This window comes from Paenalcaligenes niemegkensis (genome assembly GCF_022230885.1).
GTDB lineage: Bacteria > Pseudomonadota > Gammaproteobacteria > Burkholderiales > Burkholderiaceae_B > Paenalcaligenes > Paenalcaligenes niemegkensis.
On record NZ_JAKGCT010000004.1, the window covers coordinates 828,790 to 843,431 of the forward strand.

Consider the following 14,642-nt stretch of genomic DNA (forward strand, 5'->3'; position numbering starts at 1 on the left):
CTATTCTCAAGGAAAGAGTTCAATGAGACCTATTACTATGGCCGAACTGGACGAGGTTCGCGAATCGTGCAGAAAACTGGTGAGCCGACGCGCTTTGCTGTCGGCGGCGGCGGCCGTCGTTCCTATCCCTGGTGTTGATCTCAGTACTGACGTAGCCATTTTGCTGCAGATACTTCCAAGAATTAATGAAAAATTTGGGCTAAGCGCTGAGCAAGTAGAAAAACTTTCTCCCGAACTGCAAAAACTGATCGTCGTCGGAGGCGCTAGCTTTAGCGTTGGCTTACTGGGTAAAGTCATCACTCCCAGCCGGGTGATATCACTGTTGAAGTCGCTAGGCGCCAAACGTCTCGCCGGAAAGTACGCCACCAAGTATGTACCCGTGATCGGCGCTGTCGTGGCATCAACCATTAGTTATGTTGTGCTGAAGCGAGTCGGTAATAAACATATTGACGAGTGTTACCACATTGCCGCACGTCTGATCTCAACTTCCGCAGGTGACAATTCCGCAGTGTCCGACGGTCGCGGCCATCACTCGAGGCCGCAGAGCCTGACACCTTAAGGCAACAGGCCATTTAAAGATGAACAGCCTCGTTGTGTAACAAACTACGAGGCGTTTTTTTTAATGATGCTCGACTAAAAGCTGATTTTTTACCCTTGACATTTATTTTGCGCTTTCGGTGGATATCTTCAGGTTCTGAAGCTCCACATCCCAGGCCGATCCTTTGTTTATGAATCTTAAAAGTCAAGTCTTGGTTACCTGATTTTTGACAGAATACTGAAAGAAATCACTCAGCAGCTAATGCTAAGCATCAAATATATATTATAAGTAGTTGTTTTTACTTATATATTTATGGAATCAAATTTTAAAAACAAATAAAAGCATTGCTTTTACTCTTCTGATCCTTAGCCCCTTCGCTTTGTAATCATGGACTAAAAGTCAAGGACAAAGTTATCCCCATTTTCTGTGCATAACTTTGGGGATAAGTACAAATAAAAATGCCGTAGGTCGCATAAAGTGGGAAAACGAGGTTCTTTGGATACTTATTGGCATTTAATCCTAACAGCCAAACGTTACATATTTATTTTTGCCTATACCAGGCTGTTTATCAGCCGTGTCTGTTCCAGGCCCCTTCACCAAGGCCTGTTCTTGCTCGCCAAACGAAGCGGCGCTCCTCCATGCTAAAGCGGGCCTTTGAATATAAAAAAAGCGCCTGCAATGATCAGGCCGAAGCCCACAACATGGTTGATGCTGAAGCTTTCTTTTAAATACAGTACGGAAAACAGCGCAAACACCACTAAGGTGATGATCTCTTGCATGGTTTTTAGCTCGGCTGCGCTATAAACACCATGTCCGATCCGATTCGCAGGCACAGCAAGGCAGTACTCGAAAAGAGCAATGGCCCAGCTGATCAGCACCACCTTCACCAAGGGGCTATGCGGAAACTTAAGGTGTCCGTACCAAGCGAAGGTCATGAACACATTAGAGACCACCAACAAGGCAATGGGTAAAAATTTAATCATGGATTTTCAGGGTGACAAGTAGAAAAAGCCCGCTATCTAAAAGCGGGCAAACCTTTTGCTAAGCCAAGCGCATTACTAAGTATTGCTCTATTACATGGGCGTACGAATAATTTCTTCCAGGCTAAAGCCAAGTTCCTGGGCGTAGTTGAGCAAATCATTCACCACGGCTTCATCCGGACTTGTGGTTCTTGAGAGCAGCCATAGGTATTCAAGGTCCGGTGAGCCTACTAATGAGTATTCGTAATCGCCCTCAACTTTCAGGATCCAGTAATCACCCCATACCATAGGTAACCAGGATAGCCAGCCTGGCGCAAAACGCACTTCGAGCTTTGAAGGATCACTCCCTTCTCCGACTGCGGCCAAGCGGCCTTCCCCTTCAGCTGAATTGATCGAGCCGTCTGCAATTTGGCATTGGTTAAGGACCTTTAGGCTGCCATCTTCATTAAGGACGTAGGTGGCACGCACGTCGGCTGTGCATTCGTCTTCGTACTTGAGTGGCAAGCGTGCAACTTCATGCCATTCGCCTGCGTACTTATTGAGATCCACACCGGCCTGAGTGGGCAGGTCAGCGGCGTGTGTGCCCAAGGATAGGCTTAGCAAAAAAGCACCTGTTACTAGCAGGGGAGTAAATCGCAGAAGTTTCATTGTTGCCTCGTTTTGGTGAGTAGCGTGCCGTCATGATCATTTTAGGCCTTGAGTGTCTAAGCTGATAATAGCACCGCAGGTTTGCATTCCAGGGGGCGGAGTCTTTGCTTTCGTCGCAGTGTCTCAAAGATGCGGTCTCCTTATCCTTGCCCGCCCTCGCTTAGCATTGAGCGGTGCTGAGTTTGCGGTTCGTCGCTGCGTCTCAACGATGTCGTCTCCTTATCCTTGCCCGCCCTCGCTTAGCGTTGAGCGGTGCTGCGCACTTCCCGTGAACGGCAAGTAAAGCAGGCGTTCGCGAACTTGCGCTGCGCGCTTCGAACAGCGCTCACTTCTTTCCTGCTTTACTCGCCGTTCGCGGCGCTCTCCGATGCGCTCGTACGGGCAAGGACAAGGAGACTAAGGCTAAGGCTGAATATGAAGGCTCAGGCAAAGGTGAAGGTGGTGGCAGGGGGTACTGACGCTAAGGGCAATGAGTTGTTTTTCTGTGATTTTGTGGGTCACGTAAACCCTTAGGAACGTCTGGTGAGCTAAACGGCCATTGGCGCGTATAGTGGAGTCTGCGATATATAGGCTCAACACCGGACAACACATCAACCCCTTTTGGAGTTCACTATGATCAGTCCATCGACAATAGCCGGCTACCCGCAATCCACTCAACAATTTCTTATACGCTCCGACAGTTACGTTAACGCTTCTTCTGTGCCCTTTCTTTCATCTGAAATTCATATCGGTGAAATGAAATTCAGCATTTTGGCGGGAGATCCGCGTTCTCGCCCTAAAAAAAGGCGCCTAAGAAAGCTCCTGCAGAGCCGACAGAAAAACCAAGAAAATAAGTTGCAGTCTAAAACCAGCTATACCGTTGCTTGAGCTAACCGGCCTGGCCGACTGAAATCGCATTACGGCGGTATGCTCAAACTATGGATTACCCCTATTCCTGTGCCTTCCGGTTTTGGGCTATTAATGCAATTTACATTGCATAATAAAAACCAGGTTTTAGTCTGTTACCTCAGACTAGCCCCCAGAGGAGAAACTCGTGAGCGCCATCGTATTGCTGGTCTTAGGTTTGGGGGAATGGCCGGAGGCTACTTCCTGTATTCTCGTTTTATAGCGCAAAAGATATTCCAGCTGGATGATAACTTCCAGACGCCTGCCCATGAGTTTGAGGACGGCGTGGATTTTGTCCCAACCAATAAGTTTATTCTGTGGGGGCATCACTTTACCTCGGTGGCCGGGGCGGCTCCCATCGTCGGGCCAGCTATTGCCGTTATTTGGGGGTGGCTTCCCGCCTTTCTGTGGGTTACTTTTGGCACGATATTCTTTGCCGGTGTTCATGATATGGGCGCCGTTTGGGCCAGTGTACGTAATAAGGCCAAGTCAGTTGGTGCGTTAACCGGGGATGTGGTCGGGAAACGCGCCCGCGCGCTTTTCATGATCGTGATCTTTCTTGTGCTGCTAATGGTCAATGCTGTATTTGGGGTGGTTATTGCTCAGCTTCTGATTAATAACCCTGGGTCGGTTGTGCCCGTGTGGGGCGCCATCGTTGTTGCTTTCATCATTGGCCAGGCGATTTACCGTTTTAAATGGAATCTTGCCCTGGTGTCCCTGGTTGGGGTTATCGTGCTGTACGCCCTCATCTACATTGGACCCAGCGTGCCTGTTACTCTTCCAGAGAACGTGATGGGCTTATCTGCCAACGCCTCTTGGATACTCCTGTTATTTGCCTACGCGGCTATCGCATCCTTACTACCGGTCTGGATGCTGCTGCAGCCACGCGACTACATCAATGGCCTTCAATTGTTCGTGGGTCTGATACTGGTATATGTGGCCGTGCTCCTGTCGAACCCGACTGTTGTTGCGCCAATGATCAACTCTGATGTGCCTGCCGGTACCCCGTCATTGATCCCGCTGCTGTTCGTAACTATTGCTTGCGGGGCTATCTCAGGCTTTCACGGCCTGGTCGCTTCAGGAACCACATCCAAACAACTTAATAAAGAAAGCGATGCCCGTTTTGTAGGCTACTTCGGTGCTGTCGGCGAGGGCGGACTGGCTCTGGCTGCCATTATCGCAGCCTCGGCAGGTTTTGCGACATTTGATGAATGGAAGTCGGTTTATCATGCTTTCGGTGAAGGCGGTATCAAGGCCTTCGTAGAAGGTGGTGCCACCATACTACATGCAGGTACCGGCATTAGCCCCGACGTTTCTGCCACCATGCTGACGGTTATGGCCGCGTTGTTTGCAGGTACCACCATGGACACTGGCTTGCGTCTGCAACGCTATATCTTCCAGGAATGGGGAGAGATCTACAGTATAAAATGGATGGGCAAACCTTTCCCTGCCACTGCGCTTGCCGTGATTACCTGCCTGATTCTGGCATTTGGTGCCGGTGGAGCAAGCGGTTCGGGCGGCCTTCTTATTTGGCCTCTGTTTGGTACAACCAACCAGTTGCTCGCCGGCCTGACGCTTCTGGTCATCTCCGTCATGCTGGTGCGCCGCAAAACACCGACCATCTATATCACCATTCCACTGGTATTTATACTGACCATGACCCTGGCTGCCCTGCTACTGCAACTGCAGACTTTCTATAAGGATCAGAACTGGTTTCTGTTAATACTTGATATTATCGTTCTGATCGCCGCTATTCTGGTCACGCTGGAATGCGTATCAGCCCTGCGCAGCGAAAAACGCAAAATGGCCATGACAGGCTAAGCGATGAAAGGCTCCTTTATCCGTCTAAGGCACTGGTGCCAAAAAGCCAACGAAGTGGGGGTGACGTATTACAACGCCCCCTTTCGTTCCGCCATTGCCAGAGCGAAACGCGAGGAAGATGATCTTTTCATGCTCTTGGTGTTTTCCGAAATGATGGGTGTGCCTAATCCTGCCTCTTGGTATACCCTCGAGCTGCAACCACTGCTGCTGGAACGTTTCCACGACTGGCATACACGCATGGGTATGGAGCGATCCCCCTGGATCACTTTCGGTGCTGCTGATGCCCTTGAATATTTCTGCGCTGATTCAACACCGGCGGCTACTTCTGGTTGGTGGCAAGGGTGGGGTCGGGAAAACGACAGTTTCTGCTGCCCTAGCAGTACATGCCGCCGAACGGGGCCGCAACGTCCTACTGGCTTCCACCGATCCAGCTCATAGCCTGAGCGACGCTTTTGGCCGCACGATCGGATCGAAACCTACCGTGCTGGCAGCCGGGCTAACTGCCTTGGAAATGGATCCCGACACTGAGGTAGACGCCTATCTGGATCGCGTTCTCGCGCAAATGCGCCGCTATGCCGGCCCGGACCAGATTAACGAGCTTCAACGCCATCTGGGTTTGTCACGCCAATCGCCCGGCGCACAAGAAGCCGCCCTTCTAGAGCGCCTGTCGCGACTTATGGAAGAAAGCCAGACCGACTACGATTTACTTATTCTGGACACTGCACCTACCGGCCATACTTTGCGTTTGCTGAGTTTGCCCGAAGTGATGGCCGCATGGACTGAAGGTTTACTACGGCACAACAAACGCTCACAACATCTAGGTTCAGTGCTATCTCACCTGACTCCCGGGCGAAGCATCGATAATCCTATTTCTGATCCCAAAGAGAACCCCCTTGAAGAACTGGACACCAAAGGCAAGGCGCTCGCCGAAACACTGCTACAACGGCAGCGCCTGTTTCATCGCACCCGACGATTGCTATCCGATAGCGAGCGTACTGCCTTTTATTTGTCCTGACCCCAGAGCGTCTGCCCATGCTTGAAACCGAACGGGCTATCCATTCTTTACGGGAAAGCAAGGTCCCAGTGGCCGGAGCTATTATCAATCGTATCCTGCCCAATGATACAGAGAGTCCGTTCTGGGCCGCACGACACGAGCGGCAACAGCGTCAACTAGCAGAAATCCAGCAGCGGTTGGGTACCCTGCCAATGCAGCTAGTGAGTTTGCAAAAAGACGACATACAAGGGCTCGACGCGCTGTCTGCCTTCGGCAGACAACTTATACAGCCTTGGCCATAAGGTCCAGGCCCTAAGACTAGCCCTGGTCTAATAAATGGGTAGAAACCGGCAAAGAAAAAAGGCCTTCGATTTCTCGAAAGCCTTAAATTCGTTGGTGGGCCCAGCAGGACTTGAACCTGCGACCAACGGATTATGAGTCCGCTGCTCTAACCAACTGAGCTATAGGCCCTTTTTATTGCTTTGGCAGTGCCGTGAAAGTAGAAATGGCTTCCCACATTCATTGCACGCCACTTGTTAGCCTCTAACTGTAAAACAGATAAGCCTCAAAGAACCAAGCAATCAAAGACGATGATTATTACATATTTTTGATAGGACTGGCTAGTTATAAACATTGTTAAATACACAACGGTGCAGATAATATCCAGTGCCAGATGAGCTTCGCGCTGAATGGATGGCTGTTAAGCAGTCAGACTCGATATAAATTAAAGTTGCTGTCCCACCTCTGTATGGCCTTTTCTGTATCTATTTCATGGTAAAAATACACTGTACGTAAACACAGTTATCTTTAAGAGATCATCATGTCATACACAATCACCCTTCAAGACGCCCCTTCCGATATCTCCGAACGTGCCAAAAAAGACGCTGAGTATCGTTTTCAACGAACATTGCAGCGCTCCTTAGGCGAGCCAGACGAAGTTGTGGCCTCGTACATGGCCTGGCAGAATGCAGAAGAAACAGCAGAGTCCGAGCTCTCTCCGGAAGAAATCACGCTGGCTAAACGCTGGATCGCCGCAGCTACCAAGGCACAACAAGATGGCTTCAGAGAGCTTGGCGAGTCAGAGGCTTATTTTGAAATTCGGGTTGAGAGATAAAGATTTGTTGGGCTAGCACAGTGGCTGCCGCAGCGTAAGCACACCCAGTGACTCTAAAGCCGATCGGCACGTAACTGATCATCAAACCGACTTCCTCTTGTCTTGGGCTGCCCCTGGCTGCTCGTCAGACTTCGATGGTGTTAGTATCGTTAGCTTGATTCATTGGCAAGCTCTCGGGATAGCTCAGTTTTGCTCAGAAACGCCCATGTTGCCGCTTACCGTTGTTAAAGATTTAGCAAGCATGCCTCAACTCTCCACATCCCTTTCCTGTCGCCGTTTTGCCTCTTATTACCGCGTCTCTTGCCTTGACGGCCAAACCTATCAAAGTCAGCCAATTAAGGATTCAATTGCGGTATCGCTGGATGGTATTAAAAATGGATACATCCCTGACGAAGCAAAGCTTAAGTGCGACAGATTGCGCCACCAGGCTAAGCAAAAAGGTTTAATAGAGAGTGAAAACGACGCAATAAGCGTCGTTATACAGTGTGCAACGTACGTTAAAAGCAAAGACAGAGGGTTTCTGACGAGCAGCAACTATCCGAATGAAATCTGCGCGATCGTAACAACAGCGATGCTCACACCCGATGGACAAATCATTCCATCGTCCACTCATCCAATGGTGCCGCGCGAACTACTTGGGCCGTCTGAGAATCTGAGCTTAGCTCTCGTGAATGAGTTTGACGGGTATCTGGCTAAAAATGAGTCGCAGTTTGAAGAGGCTCCGGCATGGTCGAAATTTATCGACAGGATCGGTTCGATGCAATCGGCCATGTTTGGTAGCCGACCTCTGGCTGAAGGGTATGAGTCAGTCGACAATATCTATATTTCACTGCAGCTAAAGCTCAGTGGAATGATTGATACCGTCGTACGAGCCTATGATCGGCTGGAACGCCTGGACAAAGCAAAAAAGACGCCATTATTCGATATGCTCGTTGGGGCTTGTAAAGCCCGACACGCCTTGCCTCCATCACAGCTGGCAACGATCTCATTGCGAACTGGACAAATGAAGGCTGAGTTCTCTCTTGCCTCCGCTCAGCGCGATACGCTTGGTGCAGCGCTTAACTTGCAAGATGGTGAAATACTCGCCTTGAACGGCCCTCCCGGCACTGGTAAAACCACATTACTGCAAAGCGTGGTGGCAAGCCTTTTTACACGTGCTGCCTTGTTGGATCTGCCTGCGCCGCTGATCGTGGGTGCTTCAGCCAATAATCAGGCTGTCACGAACATTATAGAAAGTTTTAGTGCCGAAGCTGAGACCCCGACTAGCGAGGATCTACTCGCCCAAGAAGGGTTTATGACTCGATGGCTGCCTCGCGCAGGCGAAGGTCTGGGCTTTGGTTTGTATATGGCGTCAAAATCCAAAGCCGCGAACACGCCGTATCTTACGCCAGATAAGTTCGACAGCATCTTGCACGGCCCCGGTGCTGCCGACACAGAGCGCCATTATGTGCAGTCAGCTCAACGTGCGCTAAACGGTCTGGGCAAAGGCGCTACGCTGCAGTCAACAATAGAACACCTGAAGAAGGAACTGCAGCTCACGGCGGATCAGCTCAACCTCGTGCAGCAACTCGCTACTGAGCTGATCAATATCGACCCCAAGTGCCTGGACAGTATAGAGGGGATGGACGAGTTGCTTGCTCAAGAGCAGCAATTAAAAAGCGAGCGCCACAGCCTGGAGCAAATGCTTCATGAATGGATGGGAGTTATCGCAGATGAAGGATGGGTGCAGACCCTGTTAGCCTCCTTTGGCCCTTTTAAGCGAAAGCGCCAGGCACAGCTGCATCACTTCCTCTCACGTCACCAAGCCACACTTCAGGTTGACCAGGCTGAGTGGAGCACGCTAAGTGCACAAATAGAACACGTATTGGCGGGGGTAACTGCGCGGTATCAGGAAGGCCGACAAAAAGTAGCCACGTATCAGCGCTGGGTCAATGAGACCAGACTCTACTGTAAAGACGCCACCCCCTTATCAATCAGACAGATTGATGAGCGCCTGGATGTGAGCTTGCGCGCTTATGCATTTTGGTTAGCCGTGCATATCTTTGAGGGCCGCTGGATCCAGGAGATGAAAGAAACATTTTGGAGTGGCAAATCAGGCCCCTGGGAACGAAGCGGCCAGGGAGTGCTCACACGCCTAAGACTTAAGGCGATGTTAACGCCATGCCTGGTCAGTACCTTTCACAGCCTTCCCCAAAGCTTCAAATATATACAAGGCAAGGATAAGGAAGGTAACTGGATCGAGTCCTCATTTTTTAACGAAATTGATCTCCTGATCGTCGATGAAGCAGGACAGATCTCACCTGAAATCGCAGCAGGCAGCTTCGCACTGGCCAAAAAGGCGTTGATTGTCGGCGATACCCTGCAGATTGAACCGGTTTGGTCGGTACCGGATCTTGTTGATAAGTCCAACTGGGTACGGTTTATTGGCGGACCTGAGCCCGATGCCTCTGCCTTTGAAGCATTTAAGGAAAGGGGTGCCGCATCAAGCAACGGCAGCCTGATGCGCATGGCTCAAGAGGCAACGGCGTTTTCATTAGATCAGGGGCTGCCTGCAGGGATGTATCTATTCGAGCATCGTCGCTGCGTTGAGCCGATTATCGAATACTGCAATGATCTCTGCTATCAAGGCATGCTAAGCCCTCAACGCGCGGAAAGCTCCGTTAACCGCAAAGAATTGGGTTTGCCGGCAATGGGCTGGGCCTATGTGCAGGGTGCAAGCCAGACTAACGGATCAAGCCGGTCCAATCCAGAAGAAGCGAAAGTGATTGCCGTCTGGGTGGCAGAGAACCTCGCGCGCCTTAAATGTTTTTACGGTAAGCCGATAGAAGAGATTCTTGCTGTGGTGACACCCTTCAAGGCGCAAATGAGTGAAGTAAGAGCAGCCTTTCGCGCTCTGAACTTACCAGAAAAAATCACCATCGGGACTGTCCACGCCCTGCAAGGGGCGGAGCGCGATATAGTGCTCTTTAGCACCGTCTACACCTTACGTGACGGTCGGAACTATTTCTTTGATCAGAGCCCCAATATGCTCAATGTGGCGGTGTCCCGCGCCAAAGACAGTTTCTTGGTGTTCGGTGATACACAGATTCTGGATGAGCGAACCAGCAAACCCAGTGGCGTGCTGGCGAAGCATTTGTTTTCGAACCAAGGCAATGAGATCATTATTGATCCGAGCTGGTCAGCACGACAAGAGTTTCAAAGCAAGGCCGGAGACTACACTGTGATTCGTACGCTCGAAGGCCACCGCCAAGCTCTAAAAAAGGCCCTAGGCGATGCGCAGGAAGATATCATTATTGTCTCCCCCTGGATTACCCACAACGCGCTGGAACAAGACGGCATCCTTAATTTGCTGGAAGCAGCGTCCAAACGAAATGTGCGTTGTACGATTTTTTACGACAAAGCCCTTAATGAAAAAACCGAACAACGTCAGGCACTGGCGCAGAGCCAGTCTGAACAGCTTGTTAAACAGCTGAAACAGGCTGGTGCCCATGTTCATGCACTGCATAACCTGCATGCCAAAGAGATCTTCGTGGACGACTGCTACCTGCTCATGGGATCTTTTAACTGGCTTAGCTCGCCACGCGGGGGCCCATGGGTACGCCACGAGGTGTCTACCCGCTATCAGGGCCCATTAGTCGGTAGCGAGAAAAAGGCAGAGCTCGACGCGCTGATGTCTCTGAAGATCAAGCAATAACAAGCCTGGCAACATCTATATCACCTGGATAAATATGGAAATCATCATTATTTTAACTGTAGTGAGCGTCATTGCTGCTTACCTCATTTTTTCAAAGAAAAAAGCCGTGCGGCCCTCGTTAAAAAAAATGAGCCAAGAACAAAAAGAAAAAACCTGGCTACGGAAAATGCCGAAAAAATCGATAAGGCCATGCGCCAGGAAGCGATGAATGTGCGCAAATCTGCGCTAGCTAGCCTTAGTTCAAAAGAAGTCCAGTGTCTGGAACAAGCGCGAGCACTTCTTTACACGCTATCACCCGCTGAAGATGCGCTCGGCAGGCGTACCCGGGAAAAACACATTACGGATTTGTTTTTTCAAACCAGGGCCATAGTCGAAGTACGCTATGGCGATGAGGTCTGCCGCACAAACTATGGTGATGAGCTAAGCGCTGACGCTAAGTTTCTGAAATCCAGACTAGCAGACGGATTAAGCATTGAGGACATACGTAGCTATTGGAATCAGCCGCTGCTTATGGCGCTACTTATTCCCGAGATTCATCTACTGGCCAAGACACTGTATAAAGAATCGCTAAGCAAAGATCAAAAAATCGGCACCATCGACGCCGAACGCATGTTCAGAAAGTCGAATGTGTTTTACGGAAACCCTGTCCAGGATGTTAAGCAGACGCTTAAGATCAGGGGTTACGCCGAGAATGACGCTGCTCTTTTTATAGAGTTTTATACACGTATAAACCAGTGGCAGCTTACGCTGGATCCACTCTCGAAGCCTAAGGTTTTTAGTCACTCCGAGGCTTCCCTAAACGCGGTCATAAGGAATTTAATTGCCGCTGGCCAGATATGAAAGGCACTGAAAACGTCATCGCTACAATACAGGTATTAATGACTTATCGCTTCTCTTTCGACACCCTGAAACTCTAGCTATTTCCCCCGAATTGAGATGGTCAGGCATGGTATTTGCTCATCCTTAACGAGCCGCCCGACTTGAACGGGCCAAATACCTATCCAAGCAAGGAGAAACGCATGGCGACAACTCAACAATCCCCACTGACGGAAGGGTGGCCCGAAGAAGCGCGTGAGGCTGCACAACTTGTTATCGATCAATACGGAGAGCCGGACGAGTCCACCGCTACTCAATTGACATGGCTAAAGCCAGGCCCCTGGAAGCGTATTATCGCCTCTAAAGCCTTTTATTCACACAATTTTCCAGCCCCTCACTTCGACTCTGTAGAGTCGGTCATCGACTACCGTGTCCCCGCTGATAAATTCACGGCCTTGGCGCAGTTCGACGGCAGCGTGATCGTCGAGCGCACAGCCGGTGAAGTGTCGGCCCGCTGCCACGATGAGCAAGCTAATTTCCTGGCATTGAATCTGATGCACGACATTGTCACCAATGCCAAATCGGTAGAGGAAGCCCGTGCCTACTACTCCAAGGAATTTGCCGACTACAGGCGCAAAAAGCCCACGCCTTATATGGAAAAGCTACATTTCAGTCCTGGCCAGAGTGACACGGCCGACCCCGATACCCGCACACTGACAGATGAAGACCTGGAACGCGCCGTGCGAGAGGGAAAAACGCAGCCAGTTCTTAGTAAATGCAGCACACCGAGCTCTGGAGCTGTTTTTATAGCCGTATCAAGCGAGGAGTCTGTTCTGTCGCCGCTTGTTCTGCTCGCAGCTGACCAGAACTTGGGCCTACTGCAATGCTGCTTGCCATTGACGTAGCAGATCAACGCTGGCGGTGACGCCGCCGCAGACAATCACCATTACGTTATCAAAACCCTGCAGCGCGCTAACCTGCGCATAGGCCAGGGCAAGACTGGCGCCACAAGCAGGCTCTACCAGTATTCGGTGATCATCTAGAAAGCGTTCGCATGCCTGCACCGCTGCCTGGTCGCTAACTACCTCCGGGTACACAACATGCTGCCGCGCCAAGTCGAATGCCTGCTCGCAGACTTGCTGTGCGCCCAACGACGTGGCGATGCTGGTAATGGCATCCAGCGCAATGCGTTCACCTGCTGCAATGGAGCGTGCCAGTGCGTCAGCGCCGGCCGTTTCCGCCGTGATAACAGGGATGCCGTGCCAACCGTTGCGCCGCAAGCCTTCAACCACACCACAGAACAGGCCTCCCCGCCCACCGAAAGCACCACTGCGTCAGGCTTGATACCCGATGCTGCCACCTCATCGATCAATGTTGCATGACCTTGCCAAAGCAGCGGATCATCGAAGGGATGCAGAAAAGCATCGGCCTCACCTAGCATGGACTGCGCCAGCGTATTGGCTTCATGCCAAGCAGCGCCATGCACGATCAGCTCAGCACCTTGCTGACGGATCAGTGAGCGGGCACGTTCAGTGGTGGTTTCCGGCACCACCACCACGACGGGAATGGAAAGGCGGCGACCCGCAAAGGCCACGGCGATCCCGGCATTACCGCCAGAAGAGGAGATAAAGCGCCGCTTGCCATTTTGTACGTAAGTCTCGCAAGCGGCCCCGATGCCCCGTATTTTGAACGAGCCTGAAGGTTGCAGCGCGTCGAGTTTAAGCCAGATGTGGCGGCCAGCCGCTTCGCTCAAGGTGTCAGACTCGATCAGCGGAGTTTCGATATGCAAGGACATGTAGGGTAATGAGCCTTAAAAACGTACTGTTAAAAAAAGATTATAGTGAGCAAAATAGGTAGCCACTCGCCACTCCCTGAGCTACTCAGGTGTAACACATTCGAATGCCTGTGGTCGCGCCCTTAAGTAACCGTCAAGCTTCGTGAGAAAAAATGAGCATCGAACCGAAGGTGGGGATTGTCGTTAGATTAGGGGTGGCTCAAACACTGGCTTGGGCATCATCTTATTACCTCCCTGCCATGCTGGCGACCTCTATGGCACGCGACCTGGGCATTTCTACTCCTACCGTTTTTGCAGCTTTTAGCGCGGCACTGATAGTCTCTGCCTTGGTCGGGCCTCCGGCAGGCCGCCTCATCGATCGCTTGGGAGGGAGACAGGTGCTGGTTTGGACCAGTATCATCTTTGCCGTGGGGCTCGGCGCCCTGGGCTTTGCTCGCAGTCCCACTGAGCTATTCCTGGCCTGGTTGATCATCGGCATCGGGATGGGCAGCGGCCTGTATGAAGCAGCCTTTTCAGCTTTGGTTGTTCTTTACGGAGACCGCTCCCGCAGTGCCATCACCGGCATTACATTGATTGCAGGATTCGCCAGTACGGTGGGCTGGCCACTGTCCACTTTTCTGGAAGCACATATAGGCTGGCGCGGAGCCTGCTTTAGCTGGGCAGTCCTTCATTTAACCCTTGGTCTCGCCCTGAACTTAAGCCTTCCCAGGCAATCGGCGGCTTATACCGACGAAGTCACAACGGTGGCGTCAAACAAAGAGACGGACAGCCCTCTCCCCGCTGACATCACCACCCGCCGTTGGGCATCCTTTGCACTGGCTTTCGTATTTGCTGCCACCTGGTTTACCAGCACTGCTATGGCCACTCATCTTCCAAGGCTACTTCAGGCGGGGGTACGTCACTAACTACTGCCGTGATGGTCGGCGCCCTTCTCGGCCCAGCCCAAGTAGCCGCCCGGCTGCTGGAATTTGGATTGCTGCGCAAAGTCCATCCCCTTCTGTCAGCGCGTATCGCTGCTTCGCTTCATCCGATCGGCGCATTGGTGTTTGGCATCATAGGCGCGCCTGCCGCCGCCGCATTCGGGATTCTGCACGGCGCTGGAAATGGTATTCTGACCATTGCCAAAGGGACACTCCCCTGGTGGTGTTCGGACCCGCTGGCTATGGGCACCGCCAAGGAGTCCTGATGATTCCCGCGCGCATCGCCCAGGCCCTGGCTCCGTGGCTGTTCGGAATCTGCCTTGATATGTTCGGTATAAAAGCATTGTGGCTATCCTCAACGATAGGCCTTGGAGCCACGCTGGTACTGTTCACTATTCCGCTCGTGACCAATAGACAACGTTGATGAGCTAAAGCCC

General features: G+C 51.5%; 12 protein-coding genes, 1 tRNA gene and 3 pseudogenes. 12 read left to right on the plus strand and 4 right to left on the minus strand.

What is annotated here, in order from left to right; translation table 11 throughout:
* The first annotated feature begins 22 nt into the window (after window positions 1-22).
* Window positions 23-559, plus strand: coding sequence for a hypothetical protein (locus L1889_RS07985; RefSeq protein WP_238664697.1), 537 nt, complete (start codon window positions 23-25; stop codon window positions 557-559).
* A gap of 620 nt (window positions 560-1,179) precedes the next feature.
* Here L1889_RS07985 and L1889_RS07990 read toward each other — a convergent pair.
* Complete coding sequence (locus L1889_RS07990) at window positions 1,180-1,521, minus strand: DMT family protein (protein ID WP_238664698.1); 342 nt, start codon at window positions 1,519-1,521, stop codon at window positions 1,180-1,182.
* 90 nt (window positions 1,522-1,611) lie between these two features.
* On the minus strand, window positions 1,612-2,166 hold the full coding sequence (locus L1889_RS07995; RefSeq protein ID WP_238664699.1) for a lipocalin family protein: 555 nt from the start codon (window positions 2,164-2,166) through the stop codon (window positions 1,612-1,614).
* A gap of 612 nt (window positions 2,167-2,778) precedes the next feature.
* Here L1889_RS07995 and L1889_RS08000 point away from each other — a divergent pair.
* The 5 genes and pseudogenes from L1889_RS08000 (at window position 2,779) to L1889_RS18410 (ending at window position 6,168) form a co-directional block, all read left to right on the plus strand.
* Entirely contained in the window at window positions 2,779-3,033 is a 255-nt protein-coding gene (locus L1889_RS08000; protein WP_238664700.1) for a hypothetical protein, read from the plus strand.
* Between the two features lie 39 nt (window positions 3,034-3,072).
* Window positions 3,073-4,872 carry a carbon starvation CstA family protein gene (locus L1889_RS08005; RefSeq protein WP_238664701.1) on the plus strand — a complete coding sequence of 600 codons (1,800 nt, stop codon included), beginning with the start codon at window positions 3,073-3,075 and terminating at the stop codon, window positions 4,870-4,872.
* A gap of 3 nt (window positions 4,873-4,875) precedes the next feature.
* Window positions 4,876-5,121, plus strand: a pseudogene (locus L1889_RS18775) (cory-CC-star protein); the annotation flags it as partial.
* A gap of 31 nt (window positions 5,122-5,152) precedes the next feature.
* Entirely contained in the window at window positions 5,153-5,887 is a 735-nt protein-coding gene (locus tag L1889_RS08010) for an ArsA family ATPase (RefSeq protein WP_257793869.1), read from the plus strand.
* 17 nt (window positions 5,888-5,904) lie between these two features.
* Window positions 5,905-6,168 carry an ArsA family ATPase gene (locus L1889_RS18410; RefSeq protein ID WP_257793870.1) on the plus strand — a complete coding sequence of 88 codons (264 nt, stop codon included), beginning with the start codon at window positions 5,905-5,907 and terminating at the stop codon, window positions 6,166-6,168.
* A gap of 92 nt (window positions 6,169-6,260) precedes the next feature.
* Here the strand turns inward: L1889_RS18410 and L1889_RS08015 are convergent.
* A tRNA-Ile gene (locus L1889_RS08015) sits at window positions 6,261-6,337 on the minus strand.
* Window positions 6,338-6,686: 349 nt separating this feature from the next.
* Between L1889_RS08015 and L1889_RS08020 the strand changes: the two genes are divergently transcribed.
* The 5 genes from L1889_RS08020 to L1889_RS08040 all read left to right on the plus strand — a co-directional run bounded on the left by L1889_RS08020 (window position 6,687) and on the right by L1889_RS08040 (window position 12,395).
* A complete protein-coding gene (locus L1889_RS08020) occupies window positions 6,687-6,980 on the plus strand; it encodes a hypothetical protein (protein ID WP_238664702.1) in 294 nt (97 codons plus the stop codon).
* Between the two features lie 241 nt (window positions 6,981-7,221).
* On the plus strand, window positions 7,222-10,674 hold the full coding sequence (locus L1889_RS08025; RefSeq protein WP_238664703.1) for an AAA domain-containing protein: 3,453 nt from the start codon (window positions 7,222-7,224) through the stop codon (window positions 10,672-10,674).
* Between the two features lie 34 nt (window positions 10,675-10,708).
* The gene (locus L1889_RS08030; protein ID WP_238664704.1) at window positions 10,709-10,882 is read left to right on the plus strand and encodes a hypothetical protein; all 174 of its coding nucleotides are present in this window, start codon (window positions 10,709-10,711) and stop codon (window positions 10,880-10,882) included.
* Window positions 10,864-11,514, plus strand: coding sequence for a hypothetical protein (locus L1889_RS08035; protein ID WP_238664705.1), 651 nt, complete (start codon window positions 10,864-10,866; stop codon window positions 11,512-11,514). The genes L1889_RS08030 and L1889_RS08035 overlap by 19 nt, the downstream gene beginning before the upstream one ends.
* Window positions 11,515-11,693: 179 nt before the next feature.
* Complete coding sequence (locus L1889_RS08040) at window positions 11,694-12,395, plus strand: hypothetical protein (RefSeq protein ID WP_238664706.1); 702 nt, start codon at window positions 11,694-11,696, stop codon at window positions 12,393-12,395.
* Here the strand turns inward: L1889_RS08040 and L1889_RS08045 are convergent.
* Window positions 12,366-13,285, minus strand: a pseudogene (locus tag L1889_RS08045) (pyridoxal-phosphate dependent enzyme). The gene L1889_RS08040 and the pseudogene L1889_RS08045 sit on opposite strands and share 30 nt — an antisense overlap.
* A 152-nt stretch (window positions 13,286-13,437) precedes the next feature.
* On the opposite strand from L1889_RS08045, the pseudogene L1889_RS08050 reads away from it, so the two are divergent.
* Window positions 13,438-14,629 (plus strand): annotated as a pseudogene (locus tag L1889_RS08050) (MFS transporter).
* Window positions 14,630-14,642: the final 13 nt, after the last annotated feature.